The sequence below is a fragment of the Amycolatopsis sp. cmx-4-83 genome (genome assembly GCF_046548815.1).
GTDB lineage: Bacteria > Actinomycetota > Actinomycetes > Mycobacteriales > Pseudonocardiaceae > Amycolatopsis > Amycolatopsis pretoriensis_A.
In genome coordinates this window covers 1-14593 of the sequence record NZ_JAEBEF010000015.1, presented here as the reverse complement: position 1 = coordinate 14593, position 14593 = coordinate 1, and the positions used below count along the sequence as shown (strand labels likewise).

Here is a 14593-nt window from a genome sequence, read left to right as displayed (position 1 = left end):
GAGCAGATGGCCACCGTGAGTTTCCGGGACACGACCCGGTTCTACGCCGGAGTGGACCGCCCGGCCGTCGACGGCTTCGACCTCGACGTCGCCGACGGCGAATTCCTCGTGCTGGTCGGCCCTTCGGGCTGCGGCAAGTCGACGACGCTGCGGATGCTGGCCGGGCTGGAGGGCGTCGACGAAGGCTCCATCCACATCGGCGACCGCGACGTCACCGAGCTGGCGCCGAAGGACCGGGACATCGCGATGGTGTTCCAGAACTACGCGCTCTACCCGCACATGTCGGTCGGCGAGAACATCGGCTTCCACCTCAAGCTGGCGAAGCTGCCGAAGGCCGAGCGCGAGCGGCGGGTGACCGAGGCCGCGGCGCTGCTCGACCTGACCGAGTACCTGGACCGCAAGCCGGCCAAGCTGTCCGGCGGGCAGCGCCAGCGCGTCGCGATGGGCCGCGCGATCGTGCGCGAGCCGAGCGTGTTCCTGATGGACGAGCCACTGTCCAACCTGGACGCCAAGCTGCGGGTGCAGACCCGGACGCAGATCGCGTCGCTGCAGCGCCGGCTGGGCATCACCACGCTGTACGTCACGCACGACCAGGTCGAAGCGATGACCATGGGCGACCGGGTCGCGGTCCTGCGCGACGGCGTGCTGCAGCAGTGCGACACCCCGATCGGCCTGTTTTCCCGGCCGGCCAACGTGTTCGTGGCCGGGTTCATCGGCTCGCCGTCGATGAACCTGCTGGAGACGAAGGTGGACGAGGCGACGGTGCCGCTCACCCTGGCGCAGCGCTCGGCGCTCACCGGCCCCGACCTGGTCGTGGGGGTCCGGCCGGAGGGCTGGACGTTCGGCGGGGGCGGCTACGAGGCGGTCGTCGAGGTGGTCGAAGAACTGGGCAGCGACCAGTACCTGTACTGCCGGGCGGGGGAGAAGGTGTTCACCGTGCGGACGCCGGGCATGGCGCCGTGGCAGCGCGGCGAACCGATCACCCTGTCGCCGAAGCCGGACGCGGTCCACCTGTTCGACGCGGCCACCGGGGAAAGGCTGCCGGACGCATGACCGAGCTGCGCCGGACGTCGCTCACGCTGCCCGCGGCCGAGCTGGGGCCGGAGAACCCCCTGCCGCCGCTGGTGCAGCCGGAAGCCGTGGCCTCGGTGTCCAATGTGGACGAGCTGCCCGCCGACCTGGCCGCCGGGCTGGCGTACGGGCGGCTCGGCACCGTGCTGCCGTGCCGGCTGCAGGACGGCTACTCGCGCGAACGCTCCGTCCGCGAACTGCCCGCGCTGGTGCTGGAGAACGACCACCTGCGGGCGACGGTCCTGCCGTCACTGGGTGGGCGGCTCTGGTCGCTGGTGCACAAGCCGTCCGGGCGCGAGCTGCTGTACCGCAACCCGGTGTTCCAGCCCGCGAACCTCGCGCTGCGGGACGCGTGGTTCGCCGGCGGCGTCGAGTGGAACCTCGGCAGCACCGGGCACACGACGCTGACGTGCGCGCCGATGTTCGCGGCCGCGGTCGAGGGCCCGGACGGTACGCCCGTGCTGCGGTTGTGGGAGTGGGAGCGCACCCGGGACCTGCCGTACCAGCTGGACTTCTGGCTGCCCGACGACTCGGAGCAGCTACTCGTCGGCGTGCGGATCCGCAACCCGCACTCCCACGACGTGCCGGTCTACTGGTGGTCCAACACCGCCGTGCCGCAGACGCCGTCGACGCGGGTGCTCGTGCCCGCGGACCAGGCCTGGCACTACGGCTATTCGGGCCGGCTCGACCTCGTCGGCGTCCCCGGTGAGCTGACCTACCCGGCGCGGGGCGGCACGGCCGCGGACTACTTCTTCGAGGTGGCTTCGGATCGCCCGTGGATCGCGGCGGTCGACGAGACCGGCGCCGGCCTCGGCCAGGCGTCCACGGCGAGGCTGCGCGGCCGGAAACTGTTCCGGTGGGGCGAATCCGCGGGCGGGCGGCACTGGCAGGAGTGGCTCGCGCCGGGCGCGGGGACGGGCTACCTGGAGATCCAGGCGGGACTGGCCCGCACGCAGCTGGAGCACCTGCGCCTGCCACCGGGCGAGGCCTGGGACTGGCTGGAGGCGTACGGGCCCGTCTCGGCGGACCCGGCCGCGGTGCACGGCGAAAACTGGCGTGCCGCCACGGACGCCGTCGCCGCGGGGCTGCCGCCGGTGGCCGTGCTCGAGGCGCGCCACCGCGCGTGGCGGGGGATCGCGGACGCCGAGCCCGGCGAACCGCTGGCCACCGGCTCGGGCTGGGGCGCGCTGGAAACCCTCCGCATGGTGGCCTGCCTGCCCGGTACACCGTTCCCGAAGGACACGCTGGGGCCGGAGCAGCAGCCGTGGCTGGACCTCCTGGACGGCGAGACGCCGCCGGGCGATCCGCGCGTCCCGCCGCCGTCGACGCTGGTCAACCGGTACTGGGCCGAGCTGCTGGAGTACACGACGGACACCTGGCTGACGTGGTACCACCGCGGCGTGGCCCGCTGGGCGGCCGGCGACCGGGAAGCGGCCCAGGAGGCGTGGCGTGCGTCGGTGGCAGCCGCGGAGAACGCCTGGGCGTTGCGCAACCTCGCCGTCGCCGCCACCGATTCCGAGGAATCGGCGCGGTTGTTCCGGCGTGCCCTGGCGCTGGCACCGGACGTGCGGCCGCTGCTGGTCGAGGCGTTGTCGGCGCAGCTGGCGGCCGGGCACGCCCCGGTTTCCCTGCTGCCCGGGCGACCCGAAGGCAGGCTCGCGTTGCTGACGGCGCACACCCGGCTCGCCGCCGGGGATCGCGCGGGCGCGAAGGCCGTGTTCGACGCGGGCTTCGAAATCCCGAACATCCGGGAAGGCGAGTTGTCCCTTTCGGACACCTGGAAAGTGCTCTCCGCGGATCCGCTGCCGTCGGCCTACGACTTCCGGATGAAGTAGCGGTGGCGGCGTGCCGGGGCGCGGCGGAAAGCGGCGATGCAGCATACTGCTCGCCGAGAGTGAACTAGGGAGTACCGCGATGGCCCGGCACGAACGCTTGAGCACCCTGCTGGACATGCTGGGGCAGCGGGAAAAGATCGACGTCGAGGACGTGGCCGCGGAGCTCGACGTCTCCGCCGCCACGATCCGCCGCGACCTCGACCACCTCGCCGAACAGCAGCTGCTCACGCGCACGCGCGGCGGCGCGGTCGCCAACGACCTCGCCTACGACCTGCCGCTGCGCTACAAGACCGCGCGGCACGTGCCGGAGAAGCAGCGGATCAGCACCGCGGCGGCCGCGTTCGCCGCGAAGGGCATGGTGGTCGGCCTGAACGGCGGCACCACGACCGCCGGGGTGGCGCGGGCACTGGCGATCCGCCCGGACCTCTCCGGCCGCGGCGACGCACCGGGCCTGACGGTGGTCACGAACGCGCTGAACATCGCGCACGAGCTCGCGGTGCGCCCGAACGTCAAGATCGTCGTCACCGGCGGCGTCGCGCGGCCGCAGTCGTTCGAGCTGAGCGGCCCGCTGGCCACCCGGGTCTTGAGCGAACTGACGATCGACCTGCTGTTCCTCGGCGTCGACGCGTTCGACCCGGACGCGGGCGCGTTCGCCCACCACGAGGGCGAGGCCAGCATCAACCGCCTGATGGTCGAGCGCGCCGAGCGCGTGGTCGCGGTGGCGGACGGCTCGAAGCTGGGCCGCCGGGCCTTCGCGCGCATCTGCGAGACGACGCAGGTGCACGCGCTGGTGACGGACACCGACGCCGACCCGGACGCCCTGCGCGCGTTCGAAGCCGCCGGGGTCGCGGTCCAAGCCGTCTGATCCCGGTTCCCCGCCGAAGGGCACCTTTCCCGCGTCACACGCGAGAGTCCGGCAAAGTCGGCGCCGCGTGGTCTGCCGGCGGGCGTTGCCGTGTCGCGAATGACTCATTGGGGACCTCAGAGGTCCCCAATGAGTCATTCGCGACCTTGGCGGAGCCGCTGTCACCGGGCGAGAAGGTGCCCTTCGGCTTATGCACCTTTCGGCGGGTGACACTGCGCGAAGCGTGCGCTATACAGAGCACATCATGCGTGTTAGTGCGCGAAAGGTGTCATTAATGAGCAGACTTGCGCAATCGCTCCCCTGTCTCGCCGCGATCGTCGCCCTCGGGCTGGCGCCCAGCGCGGCGTACGCGGACTCGCCGTCGGGCAGCCTCGGCGACCTGACCGGCATCTCCGCCGACGGCCCGGTGGTCACGCTGAAGTCGGGAGCCGCGGCGGTGCGCGTGAGCTTCCCGGCCGAGAGCGCCGTCCGGGTCTGGCTCGCCCCCGACGGGACGTTCACCGACCCGGCGGGCGACAAGATCGTCCTGCCGAAGACCACGGCCCCCGCGACACCCCGGCGCGTCGACAAGGGCGCCTACTGGGCCATTTCGACGCCCAAGGCGACCCTGCGGGCCTACAAGCACCCGCTGAAGTTCGCCCTCTACGACGGCGCCGACCGGACGCAGCGGTGGGCCGAGTCCGCACCGCTGTCCTGGACCGGCACCACGACCACGCAGACCCTCGCGCGGACCGCGGCCGAGCAGTTCGTCGGCGGTGGTGAGCAGAACGGCCGGTTCAGCCACCGCGACCAGACCATCAAGATCTTCGCCGACGACAACTGGAACGACGGCGGCGCGCCCAACTCGCAGCCGTTCTACGCCTCGACCGCGGGCTACGGCGTGCTGCGCAACACCTTCGCCCCCGGCAGCTACTCCTTCACGTCCCCGGTCAAGACCACGCACGACGAGCGGCGCTTCGACGCCACCTACGTCGTCGGCGCCGGGCTCAAGGACGTCGTCTCCGGGTACACCGACCTCGTCGGGAAGCCGTTCCTGCCGCCGATCTACGGGCTCGAAACCGGCGACTCCGACTGCTACCTGCACAACGCGAACCGCGGCGAGCGGCACACGCTCGACGCGGTGAAGATCGCCGACGGTTACACGCAGAACGGCATGCCGAACGGCTGGATGCTGGTCAACGACGGTTACGGCTGCGGCTACGAAAACCTGCAGCAGACCGGCGAGGGCCTGCGCAAGAACACCATGCAGCTGGGCCTCTGGACCGAAAACGGCGTGCCCAACCAGGCCGAAGAGGTCAAGGCCGGCGTGCGGGTGCGCAAGCTGGACGTCGCCTGGGTCGGCCCGGGCTACCAGTTCGCGCTCGACGCCTGCGACACCGCGCACAAGGGCATCGAGGACAACAGCGACGCGCGCGGATTCGTCTGGCAGCCGGTGAGCTGGGCCGGCGCGCAGCGCTGCGGCGTGCTGTGGAGCGGCGACCAGGCCGGCTCCTACGACTACATCAAGTGGCAGATCCCGACGTACGCGGGCGCGACGACGTCCGGCATCGCCTACAACACCGGCGACATCGACGGCATCTTCGGCGGCAGCCCGCAGACCTACGTCCGCGACCTGCAGTGGAAGACCTTCCTGCCGGCGGCGATGACGATGGACGGCTGGGCGTCGTCGGACAAGCAGCCGTGGCGCCAGGGCGAGCCCTACACCTCGATCAACCGCAAGTACCTGCTGCTGAAGGAAAGGCTGCTGCCCTACACCTACAGCTATTCCGCGCAGGCGCACCGGACCGGCGTCGGCCAGGTCCGGCCGCTGGCCCTCGAATACCCCGACGACCCGAACGTCTGGACGGACAAGGCGAAGTACGAGTTCCTGTCCGGCACGGACTTCCTCGTCGCGCCGGTGTACGAGAAGGCCGACGTGCGCAACGGCATCTACCTGCCGAAGGGCACGTGGGTGGACTACTGGAGCGGCAAGACCTACACCGGACCCACCACAGTGGACGGTTACGACGCCCCGCTCGACACGCTGCCGCTGTTCGTCCGCGCCGGGGCCGTCGTCCCGATGTGGGCGGAGGGCACGAAGTCGTGGCAGACCCGCGACAAGGGCGAGCTCGACCTCGACGTCTACCCGCAGGGCCAGGGGAGCTTCACACTCACCGAGGACGACGGCGTGACCCGCGGCTACCAGCGCGGTGAGCAGGCGAAGCAGACGTTCACCGTCGACGCGCCGAAGTCCGGCCCGGGCCCGGTGAGCGTCGGGATCGGCGCGAGCACCGGCACCTACCCCGGCAAGCCGGCCGCGCGGAACTACCTGCTGACCGTCCACACGGGATCGAAGCCCGCCGTCGTCCAGGCGGGTGCTTCGGTGCTGCGGCAGTACGGGAGCAAGGCCGACCTCGACCAGGCGTCGTCCGGCTGGTGGTACGACCCGGCGGGCAAGGGTGTCGTGCGCGTCAAGACCGGGCAGCTCGGCGCGGGCGAGCGCCAGGACGTCCGCCTGTCCGGCACCAGCGCGGTCGGCGGCTTCTTCCCCGCGGACGACAACGGCTCGGTGACGCTGGCGGTGCCGCCGGTGGCCGCGCCGGGCCAGGCCGTGACCGGGACGCTCGGGTTCACCAACGGCACCCCGCTGCCGGTCCGCGACGTGCGGCTGGCCGTGCAGGGCAACGGCTTCCGCGCCGACGTCCCCGCCGCGCCGAAGCTCGTCCTGCCCGGGCAGACAGTGCGGGTCCCGGTCAAGCTGACTCCGGACGCGGGGCTGAAGCCGGCGGACTACCAGGTCACGGCGACCGCGTCGTACCAGGCCAGGCTGGGTGCGCACGAGGCCGTCGACTCGGCGACCGTCACCGTCCCGTTCGCGTCGTTGGCCGCGGCCTACGGGAACGTCGGCGTCACGGACGCGGCGCACGCGACGGCGGGTGACCTCGACGGCGGCGGCAGCAGCTTCCGCGCGGAGGGCCTGGCGGAAGCGGGCCTGAAACCGGGAGCGGCGTTCACGGCGAACGGCGCCACGCTGACCTGGCCGGCCACCGGCACCGGCCAGCCGGACAACGCCGTGGCGGCCGGCCAGACCATCGCCGTGCGCGGCACCGGGGCCAAGCTGGTGCTCGCGGGCACCGGCACGGGAACGGCGAAGGGCACGGTGTTCGTCCAGTACGCGGACGGCACCACGAGCCAGGCCGACGTCGGCGTCCCGAACTGGTGCTGCACCGACCCGGCCCAGTACGGCGCGACGACGGTGGCGACGGTCCTGGGCAAGAACACCCGCACCGGCCCGGCCTACCCGACGACGCCGTACCGGGTGTTCGCGAACTCCGTCCCGCTGACCGCGGGCAAGGAAGTGGTGGCGGTGACCCTGCCGTCGAACCCGGCCCTGCACGTGTTCGCGACCGGCATCGCGTGACCCAGGGGTCGTGAGTGTTCAGGCGGGTTCTGACCCGCCTGAACACTCGCGACCGGCTGGCGTGCCTCAGCCGTAGAAGTGGATGTAGCGGAACGAGGACGTGCTGACGTCGTGGACCAGGTAGTGGCCGTCGCCGGCCCAGTTGTAGTCCTCGACCGTCACCGTGCCGCCGTGGACGCTGTCGACGATGGCCACGTGCCCGTAGGTGCCGTTGTCGGTCTGGGCGATGGCCCCCACCGTCGGCGAGTTGTCGACGCGGTAGCCGTCGTAGCGGGCGTTGTCGTCCCAGTACTTCGCGTCGCCGTAGTTGTTCGCGCTCTCGCCGTGGCGGTCGATGTTGAAGGCCGCCCACGAGACGCACTCGCGGTTGTACATGTTCCAGTCGTCGACGACGGAGTCCTGCGGGACGTTGCGCCACTTCGCGGGGTAGATGTCCCCGATCGTGCTCGCCGTGGCGGCGGCCGGCACGGTGCCGAACTCGGCCGCCATCGACGTCGGCTGCGCGGGTGCCGCGGTGGCGGTGGCGGTGCCGGAGATCCCGAAGGCGAGGACGGCGGCGAAGACGAGCAGGGGTCGGCGCATGGTGGTGCCCCTTTCCGGTGCGGGGGAGGAGGAATACGCGCCGTGACGGTAGGAGCGAGATCGCGAATGGCCCAGACCTTTGTGGACGACCCGTGCCAGGCGACCCGAAACCCCTGGTCGGGCCGGGGCGTTCACAGAATTGCGCTCACCACCGCCAGCCGGCGCCGCGGATGCCCGGGCGGACGTCGCGCAGCGCCAGCGTGGCCACGTGCGTGGCGCCGACCGGCAGCGGCGTGCCCGGGTGTTCGGGGCCGCCGAGCCCGCGTTGCTCGAACGACCGGACGCTGCCGGGTACGCGTGGCCCGAAGTGCACCTGGCAGACGTACTCGGGCACCGGGCGGGTGAACCGCCGGTGGTAGTGGTCGATCGGCGGGCCGGGCGGGAACCGGATCTCGTACTCCACGACCGCCACCTCGCCCAGCGCCAGCGGGTGGTCCAGGCGCAGCTCGCCGGCGACCATGCCGGTGCCCCGGTCCACGCCGACCCGCCCGAGCCGGGCGAACCGGACGTGGTGGTACGCCGGGTCGGCGGTCAGCGGCCCGTCCGCCTGGTAGTAGGTCATCAGCCGGTCCACGCCGTCGGCGGCCGCTTCGGCGACCATCCGGACCTGCAGCGCGCGCTCGCAGCCGTGCTCGTCGAGCAGCATCCGGTCGTGGATCGACCAGAACGACAGCTGGCCGTCCGGCGGCGGTTTCAGCTCACCGGCCAGCGTCCGCAGCTCCGGCCACAGCCGGCGGCGCTCGATCCGGCACGCGGGCTCGCCGAGCCAGCGCCCGCGCGGGGCCTTGGGCCCGAGCCGCGAGGTCAGCGTGCCCGCCGCCAGGCCCAGCACCGCTTCCAGGTGCGTGACGGCGACCATCGACGTCTCGCGTTCCGGCTGCGAGCGGCCCCGCCGCCAGTAGGACAGCGCCGAGCGCGACAGGCGCACGCCCCGCGCGGCCAGGTGGTGCTGGAGCCGATCGAGCGACAGCCCGGATTCGTCGATCGCGGTGTCCAGCGTGACCGCGAACGATCCCGGAAGCGACCGAGTCACCCCTCCAGGATGATCACCCGCGCGGGGTTTCGGAACCGACGAAAGGCGCTGGTCCGGCCGCCGTCGCGGGCGTGACAGTGGGAGCCGTGGACGAATCGTTCGCCGGCGCGCTGGACGCCGCCATCAGCGACGCCGGGCTGACCCTGGACCGCCTGCGCGAGCACCTCGCCGCGCGCGGGGTGCCGGTTTCGCGCAGCGCGCTCGCGTACTGGCGGCACGGGCGCTTCCGGCCGGGGCGCGAGACGTCGGTGCGGGCGGTCGTCGAGCTCGAGCAGGTGCTGGGCCTGGCGCCGGGCGCGCTCACGGCGTTGCTGGGCCCGGCCGAGCGGCGGCTGCCCCCGCTGCCGCGCACGCCGCTGCGGGAACGGCGCCGGCTGTGGCCGTCGGTCCGGCCGGTGTCCCTGGAGCTCAAGCCGCCGCCGGAGGACCAGCTCCGCCTCTGGTCGGTGCACGACCGGCTGGTCGTCGACGAACGCCGGGCAAGCGGACCCGCCGGACCGGCGGGCGGCTACACCCCGGCCCAGCTCCGGACGGCGTACAGCATGAGCGGGCTGTCCGGCGGTCACCGACGCGTCCGGCAAGAAGGCGACGGCGTCGTTCTTCTGGTTCGTGTTCGGCTGACCCGGTCGTGAGTGTTCAGGCGGGTCAGAACCGCCTGAACACTCACGACCTCCTGGCGTGCCTCAGCTTTCCGCGGCGCAGTGCGTGTCGCCCGGTCGCTGCCCGTTCACCAGGAACCCCGTCACCAGGGTGTTCCCGCACGTGTTGGGCCCGAACAGGTAAGCGCCGTGCCCGCCTTGGTCGATCGTGATCAGGCGGGCGCGGTCGCCGAACGCCGCGCGCAGCTTGCGGGCCCCGGACAACGGCGTCCCGGGGTCACGCTCGTTCTGCACCATCAGCACGTTCGCCGGGCCGCGGCCGGTGATCCGCACCCGCGGCTCGGCCGGCGGGGCCCAGTACGCGCACGCCGCGATGTTCGCGCCCGCCGCGCCGAGCATCGGGTACCGGACGCGGTCGATCGCCACGTCCAGCTGGTAGCTCGCGATCGACCGCGGCCACGCCGAGTCGCCGCAGATCACCGCGAAGCGGGACGCCAGCAGGTTTTCCACGCCCGTCACCGGTTCCGCCGGCGGCTTCGGGGCCCGGCCCTGCTCGAGCCCCTGCCAGTCCGCGGCCAAGGGCGCCAGGTCCGTCGAGTACAGGCCCTCGAACGTCAGGCCGCGGAAGACCGAGCCGGTGATGCCCTCGACCGGGTTGCGGTCCAGCCGCGTCGCGAGCTCGTAGAACTTGGCCGTCACCTGCGCGCTCGTGCGGCCGAGCCCGTACTCCGGGTGCGCCGCGGCGAACTTCGCGAAGTCCGGGAACCGGTCCTCCATGCCCCGCGCGAAGCCGCGCATCGCCTCGATGTCGTAGCCGCCCGGCCCGAGGCTGCTGTCCAGCACGAACCGGTCGCTGCGCTCGGGGAACAGCGACGTGTACACCGCGCCCAGGTACGTGCCGTACGACGCGCCGAGGTAGGACACCGTGGACTCACCCAGCGCCGCGCGGATGCGGTCCATGTCCCGCGCGGTGTTCGCCGTGGTGACGTACGGCAGCATCGACCCGGTCTTCGCGTCCGCGCACTGCTTCGCCTCGGCCTTCGCCAGCTGAGCCTGCTTGACGACGTCGGCCGGGCCCTTCGCGTACGGCAGGTTGCCGACGGCGATCTGCTCCGGCGTCAGGTCGCACGTCACCGGCGTGCTGTGCGCGACCCCGCGCGGGTCGAAGCCGACGATGTCGTAGGCGTCGAGCACGTCCTGCGGCAGCTTCACGTACTTCAGCAGCTGCGGGTAGTCCAGGCCACCGCCGCCCGGCCCGCCCGGGTTGGTCAGCAGCACACCTCGCCGCTTCGCCGGGTTCTTGCTCGGCAGGCGCGACACGGCGACGTCGATCGCCTTTCCGCCCGGGTCCCCGTAGTCCAGCGGGACCTTCATCGTCGTGCACTGCAGGTCGGGCGTCGGGAAGGCCCCGGCCGGGCACGGTCCCCAGCTCAAGGTGTTCGGCGCCGCGGACGCGGCGGGGACGACGATCGTCGCGCCCACCACCGCGATCGCGGCCGCCAGCAAGGTTTTGCGCATCGGGTTTCCTTTCGTTCGCACCGCGGTCAGCGGCGCGGTTCCCAGCGGAAGAGCCGCGTCGCCAGCACGACCGCGACGACGACCCAGGCCAGGGTCGGGGCGAACAGGACCAGCGAATCGGCGACCGGGCGGCCGCCGTTCCAGGCGTCGAGCACCAGCTCGGCCGCCGAACCACCGGGCAGCAGGCGCTTGAGCAGCGTCAGCTCGCCGGTGCTGGTGAGGCCGACCCAGCCGGCCACCGCGATCACGCCGAGGCTGATCGGCAGCGTCGTCACCTGCGCGTGTTCGGGCGAGTTCGTCAGCCCGGCCGTGGCCAGGCCGAGCGCGAGCATCATGACCACGGTGGCCACGACGGCCGCGGCCAGCAGCAGCGGGTTCGCCGGCTTCCCGGTGACCACGGCCAGCACCGCGAGCAGCACGGCGATCTGCACCACCGCGATCGCGGTGACCGGCAGCAGCAGCCCGCCGAGGATCCCGGCGTCGCCCGCCGCGGTCGAGCGCAGGCGCTTGAGGAACAGGTTCTGGCGGCGGGCGGCCAGCGTCGTCACCGTCGTGGTGTAAAGGCCGATGCCCAGCACGAAGAACAACGTCAGCGTGGCGATGTAGCCGAGGCTCCCCACCTCGGCGAACACGTCGTGCCGGGCGATGAAGAACGCGCTGAGCGCGGCCGGCAGCACCAGGGCGGTGACCAGGACGAGCCGGTTCCGGAAGAGCTGGATCAGCTCGCCGCGGGCGATCGTCAGCATGTTCGTCCTTTCAGGAGTTTTCGATGGCGCGGAAGACGTCGTCCAGGCGCGTCGGCCCGGCCTGCAGGTCGAGCAGCTCCACGGCCTGGTCCTGCGCCCACGCGAGCAGCGTGTGGAGGTCCTTCTGCAGGCCGAACGTCTCGACGAGGAACTTGCCGTCGGCGCCGCGCGTGGCGAGCAGCGGCGGTGACGGCGCGTGGGCCGGGAGTCCGAAGTGGATGGTCGAGGGCAGCGTCCTGGTCAGCTCGGCGACCGTGCCCTCGCGGTGGAACGCGCCCTGGTGCATGAGCCCGATGCGGTCGGCGCGCTGCTGGGCTTCCTCGAGGTAGTGCGTGGTGAGCACGACGGTGGAGCCGTCCTCGCGCAGCCGGTCGACGGCGTCCCAGAGCGCGTCGCGCGACTGGATGTCGAGGCCGGTGGTGGGCTCGTCGAGGAAGACCAGCTCCGGCGTGCCGTAGACGGCGGTGGCGAAGTCGAGCCGCCGCTTCTCACCGCCCGAGAGCTGCCCGACCTTGGTGCCCGCCTTGCGGGTGAGGCCGACCACGCCGAGCACGCGCCCGACGTCGTCGTGCCGTTCGGTGAGCCGCCCGACCAGCGAGACGGTCTCGCGCACGGTCAGGTCGGCGGAGAACCCGCTCTCCTGCAACATGATCCCCATCCGCGGGCGGACGGCGGCGCGGTCGCGGGGGTCCTTCCCGAACACCCGCACGGCACCGGAGGTCGGCGCGCGGTGGCCTTCGACCGTCTCCAGGGTCGAGGTCTTCCCGGCGCCGTTGGTGCCGAGCAGGGCGTACAGCTCCCCGCGGTCCACTTGGAACGAAAGATCCTTCACGGCGGAGAAACCGCCGTAGGTGAGGGTGAGGCGATCGACGTCGATGACGGGTGTCGTGGACATGCCCCGAATTCCAGCGGGGATCGGCGCCGCCCGGCAGTGAGGCGACGTCACCCGGATACATGACGCAGTGTCACTGGTGGCGCCCGCGGATCCCGTTACGCTCGGGTTCGTGGAGGTACCGATGATCGCGCGCCGGAGCTCCTGGACGGGTGGGGGCGTCCAGGAGCGCCTGCGCCGGCTGAACCTGATCACGACCGTCCCGCCGCTGGTGATCGTCGGCGTGCTCCTGCTGTTCCTGACCGCCCGGTCCTGGTGGCACGTCGTGATCCAGGTCGTCGGGCTGGTCGCGGCGCTGGCGACGGCCGAGCGCTGGACCGCGGGGGACTACCTGCGCGTCGCGCGCCCGAGCCTGGTCGTCACCGCGGTGGTCTGGCTGGCCGGGGCGCTGACCGACGACACCGCCGCGTTCTTCGGCCTGTCCGTCGTGGGTTCGTACCTCATCCCGCCGCTGCCGCGCCACCGGCTCGCCGCGCTGGGCGGGCTGGCGGCCCTGATCGCGGCGCTGGGCGCGACGAACGCGCTCGTGCACGACGACCGGATCGGCTGGCGGCTGTTCCAGTTCGCCGCCGTCCCGGCGTTCGCCATGCTGTTCTCGACCGCGTTCATGTTCGCCAGCCAGCGCTTCTTCGACCTGATCGCCGAGCTGGAACAGTCCCGCGAGCGGGAAGCGGAGCTGGCCGTCACCCGGGAGCGCGTGCGCTTCGCCGGCGACCTGCACGACATCCAGGGCCACACCCTGCACGTCGTCAAGCTGAAGGTGGCGCTGGCCGAGAAGCTGCTGGACCGCGAACCCGACCGGGCGCGCGAGGAGCTGCGGGAAGTGCACAGCCTGGTCGGCGACACCATCGTCCAGACCAAGGAACTCGCCTACGCCCAGCGGCGGCTCAACCTGTCCGCCGAGCTGGAGAACGCCAAGAACCTCTTCGAGGCGGCGGGGATCCACGTCCGCGTCGAGCGGGAGTCCGAAGTGGACGACACCGCGAGCGAGCTGCTCGGCCAGGTCCTGCGCGAGACGACGACCAACATCCTGCGCCACGCCGAGGCCCGCCAGGTGCGGATCACGCTGACCCGCCGCGGGATCGCGATCGTCAACGACGGCGCCCCGGACACCGGCCCGCTCGAGCTGAGCGGGCTCGCGGTCCTCCGGCACCGCCTGGCCGGGCACGGCGCCGAGCTGGACGTCTCGCACTCCGACGGCCGGTTCCGCACCGCGGCGGCCTTCCCCGCGCCGAAGGAGGCCCGACGATGACGACGGTGGTGCTCGCCGACGACGAAGCCCTGCTCCGCAAGGCACTGGCCGCGCTGCTGCCCCTGGAAGGCGGGATCACGGTGCTGGCCGAGGCCGAAGACGGCGAATCGGCGGTCACCGCCACCCTGGAGCACCGGCCGGACGTGCTGGTCATCGACCTCGAAATGCCCGGCGTCGACGGCCTCGGCGCGGTCGAGCGGATCCGCCGCGCCCATCCCGGCCAGGTGATCCTGATGCTGACCCGGCACGCCCGCCCCGGTGTGCTCCGCAAGGCGCTGAAGCTCGGCGTCCAGGGCTTCGTCAGCAAGGCGGCGGAACCGGCGCACATCACGTCGGTGATCAAGACCCTGCACGCGGGCAAGCGCTGGATCGACCCGGACGTCTCGGCCCTCGCCGTCGTCGACGACTGCCCGTTGACCGACCGCGAGCTCGACGTCCTGCGCGCGACCCGCGACGGCTACTCGGTGGCCGACATCGCGGCCCGGCTGCACCTCGCCGAGGGCACCGTCCGCAACTACCTGTCGAACGCGATGCAGAAGACCCAGACCCGCACCCGTCACGAAGCGGCCCGCTACGCGCGCGAGCACGACTGGCTCTAGGTCGTGTCTGACCATGCCTTGGTCCAGGTGACCACGGCGTGGAGAACGACCGCTGATCGGTGGACGATGGCGAGCTTGATGCCCCTATCGATGTCAAGCGATCGCTGGCAGACCAGTGTGCTGCGTGGCCTGGGCGATGAGGTTGAAGAGCTCTCGCGCGACATAGCGTTTCAGGCAGCGGATCGCTTCGCGCCTGGTCTT

At 72.1% G+C, this 14593-nt stretch carries 12 protein-coding genes; 7 read left to right on the top strand and 5 right to left on the bottom strand.

Annotated features, from left to right (window positions below; translation table 11 throughout):
- Positions 1 to 6: 6 nt before the first annotated feature.
- The 4 genes from ACLJQM_RS38565 to ACLJQM_RS38550 all read left to right on the top strand — a co-directional run bounded on the left by ACLJQM_RS38565 (position 7) and on the right by ACLJQM_RS38550 (position 7171).
- On the top strand, positions 7 to 1053 hold the full coding sequence (locus tag ACLJQM_RS38565) for an ABC transporter ATP-binding protein (protein ID WP_410635292.1): 1047 nt from the start codon (positions 7 to 9) through the stop codon (positions 1051 to 1053).
- Positions 1050 to 2906, top strand: a complete 1857-nt coding sequence (locus ACLJQM_RS38560) for a DUF5107 domain-containing protein (protein WP_410635291.1) — start codon at positions 1050 to 1052, stop codon at positions 2904 to 2906. Before ACLJQM_RS38565 ends, ACLJQM_RS38560 begins: the two co-directional genes overlap by 4 nt.
- A 79-nt stretch (positions 2907 to 2985) precedes the next feature.
- Positions 2986 to 3771, top strand: a complete 786-nt coding sequence (locus ACLJQM_RS38555) for a DeoR/GlpR family DNA-binding transcription regulator (RefSeq protein ID WP_086855800.1) — start codon at positions 2986 to 2988, stop codon at positions 3769 to 3771.
- A gap of 274 nt (positions 3772 to 4045) precedes the next feature.
- Entirely contained in the window at positions 4046 to 7171 is a 3126-nt protein-coding gene (locus tag ACLJQM_RS38550) for a TIM-barrel domain-containing protein (RefSeq protein ID WP_410635290.1), read from the top strand.
- A 66-nt stretch (positions 7172 to 7237) separates the two neighbouring features.
- On the opposite strand, the gene ACLJQM_RS38545 is transcribed toward ACLJQM_RS38550, so the two are convergent.
- Together ACLJQM_RS38545 and ACLJQM_RS38540 are read right to left on the bottom strand one after the other, a co-directional pair.
- Positions 7238 to 7753, bottom strand: coding sequence for a CHAP domain-containing protein (locus tag ACLJQM_RS38545; RefSeq protein ID WP_410635289.1), 516 nt, complete (start codon positions 7751 to 7753; stop codon positions 7238 to 7240).
- Between the two features lie 145 nt (positions 7754 to 7898).
- Positions 7899 to 8786: an XRE family transcriptional regulator gene (locus tag ACLJQM_RS38540; RefSeq protein ID WP_410635288.1), complete on the bottom strand. Its 888-nt coding sequence runs from the start codon at positions 8784 to 8786 to the stop codon at positions 7899 to 7901.
- Between the two features lie 86 nt (positions 8787 to 8872).
- Between ACLJQM_RS38540 and ACLJQM_RS38535 the strand changes: the two genes are divergently transcribed.
- Complete coding sequence (locus ACLJQM_RS38535) at positions 8873 to 9418, top strand: hypothetical protein (protein WP_410635287.1); 546 nt, start codon at positions 8873 to 8875, stop codon at positions 9416 to 9418.
- A gap of 51 nt (positions 9419 to 9469) precedes the next feature.
- Here the strand turns inward: ACLJQM_RS38535 and ACLJQM_RS38530 are convergent, their stop codons facing one another.
- The 3 genes from ACLJQM_RS38530 to ACLJQM_RS38520 are packed head-to-tail and all read right to left on the bottom strand — an operon-like array spanning position 9470 to position 12544.
- A complete protein-coding gene (locus tag ACLJQM_RS38530) occupies positions 9470 to 10903 on the bottom strand; it encodes an alpha/beta hydrolase (RefSeq protein WP_410635285.1) in 1434 nt (477 codons plus the stop codon).
- A gap of 26 nt (positions 10904 to 10929) precedes the next feature.
- Complete coding sequence (locus tag ACLJQM_RS38525) at positions 10930 to 11649, bottom strand: ABC transporter permease (protein WP_410635284.1); 720 nt, start codon at positions 11647 to 11649, stop codon at positions 10930 to 10932.
- A 10-nt stretch (positions 11650 to 11659) separates the two neighbouring features.
- Positions 11660 to 12544, bottom strand: coding sequence for an ABC transporter ATP-binding protein (locus ACLJQM_RS38520; protein ID WP_410635282.1), 885 nt, complete (start codon positions 12542 to 12544; stop codon positions 11660 to 11662).
- A gap of 109 nt (positions 12545 to 12653) precedes the next feature.
- On the opposite strand from ACLJQM_RS38520, the gene ACLJQM_RS38515 reads away from it, so the two are divergent.
- On the top strand, positions 12654 to 13793 hold the full coding sequence (locus tag ACLJQM_RS38515; RefSeq protein ID WP_410635281.1) for a sensor histidine kinase: 1140 nt from the start codon (positions 12654 to 12656) through the stop codon (positions 13791 to 13793).
- Positions 13790 to 14392: a response regulator transcription factor gene (locus ACLJQM_RS38510; RefSeq protein ID WP_247013993.1), complete on the top strand. Its 603-nt coding sequence runs from the start codon at positions 13790 to 13792 to the stop codon at positions 14390 to 14392. Before ACLJQM_RS38515 ends, ACLJQM_RS38510 begins: the two co-directional genes overlap by 4 nt.
- Positions 14393 to 14593 lie beyond the last annotated feature (201 nt).

What these genes read in the sequence shown, in the direction of transcription:
- ACLJQM_RS38525 (WP_410635284.1), bottom strand. Translation starts at nt 11,649, where the DNA reads ATGCTGACGATCGCCCGCGGCGAGCTGATCCAGCTCTTCCGGAACCGG.
- ACLJQM_RS38510 (WP_247013993.1), top strand. Translation starts at nt 13,790, where the DNA reads ATGACGACGGTGGTGCTCGCCGACGACGAAGCCCTGCTCCGCAAGGCA.
- ACLJQM_RS38555 (WP_086855800.1), top strand. Translation starts at nt 2,986, where the DNA reads ATGGCCCGGCACGAACGCTTGAGCACCCTGCTGGACATGCTGGGGCAG.
- ACLJQM_RS38545 (WP_410635289.1), bottom strand. Translation starts at nt 7,753, where the DNA reads ATGCGCCGACCCCTGCTCGTCTTCGCCGCCGTCCTCGCCTTCGGGATC.
- ACLJQM_RS38550 (WP_410635290.1), top strand. Translation starts at nt 4,046, where the DNA reads ATGAGCAGACTTGCGCAATCGCTCCCCTGTCTCGCCGCGATCGTCGCC.
- ACLJQM_RS38565 (WP_410635292.1), top strand. Translation starts at nt 7, where the DNA reads ATGGCCACCGTGAGTTTCCGGGACACGACCCGGTTCTACGCCGGAGTG.
- ACLJQM_RS38520 (WP_410635282.1), bottom strand. Translation starts at nt 12,544, where the DNA reads ATGTCCACGACACCCGTCATCGACGTCGATCGCCTCACCCTCACCTAC.
- ACLJQM_RS38530 (WP_410635285.1), bottom strand. Translation starts at nt 10,903, where the DNA reads ATGCGCAAAACCTTGCTGGCGGCCGCGATCGCGGTGGTGGGCGCGACG.
- ACLJQM_RS38560 (WP_410635291.1), top strand. Translation starts at nt 1,050, where the DNA reads ATGACCGAGCTGCGCCGGACGTCGCTCACGCTGCCCGCGGCCGAGCTG.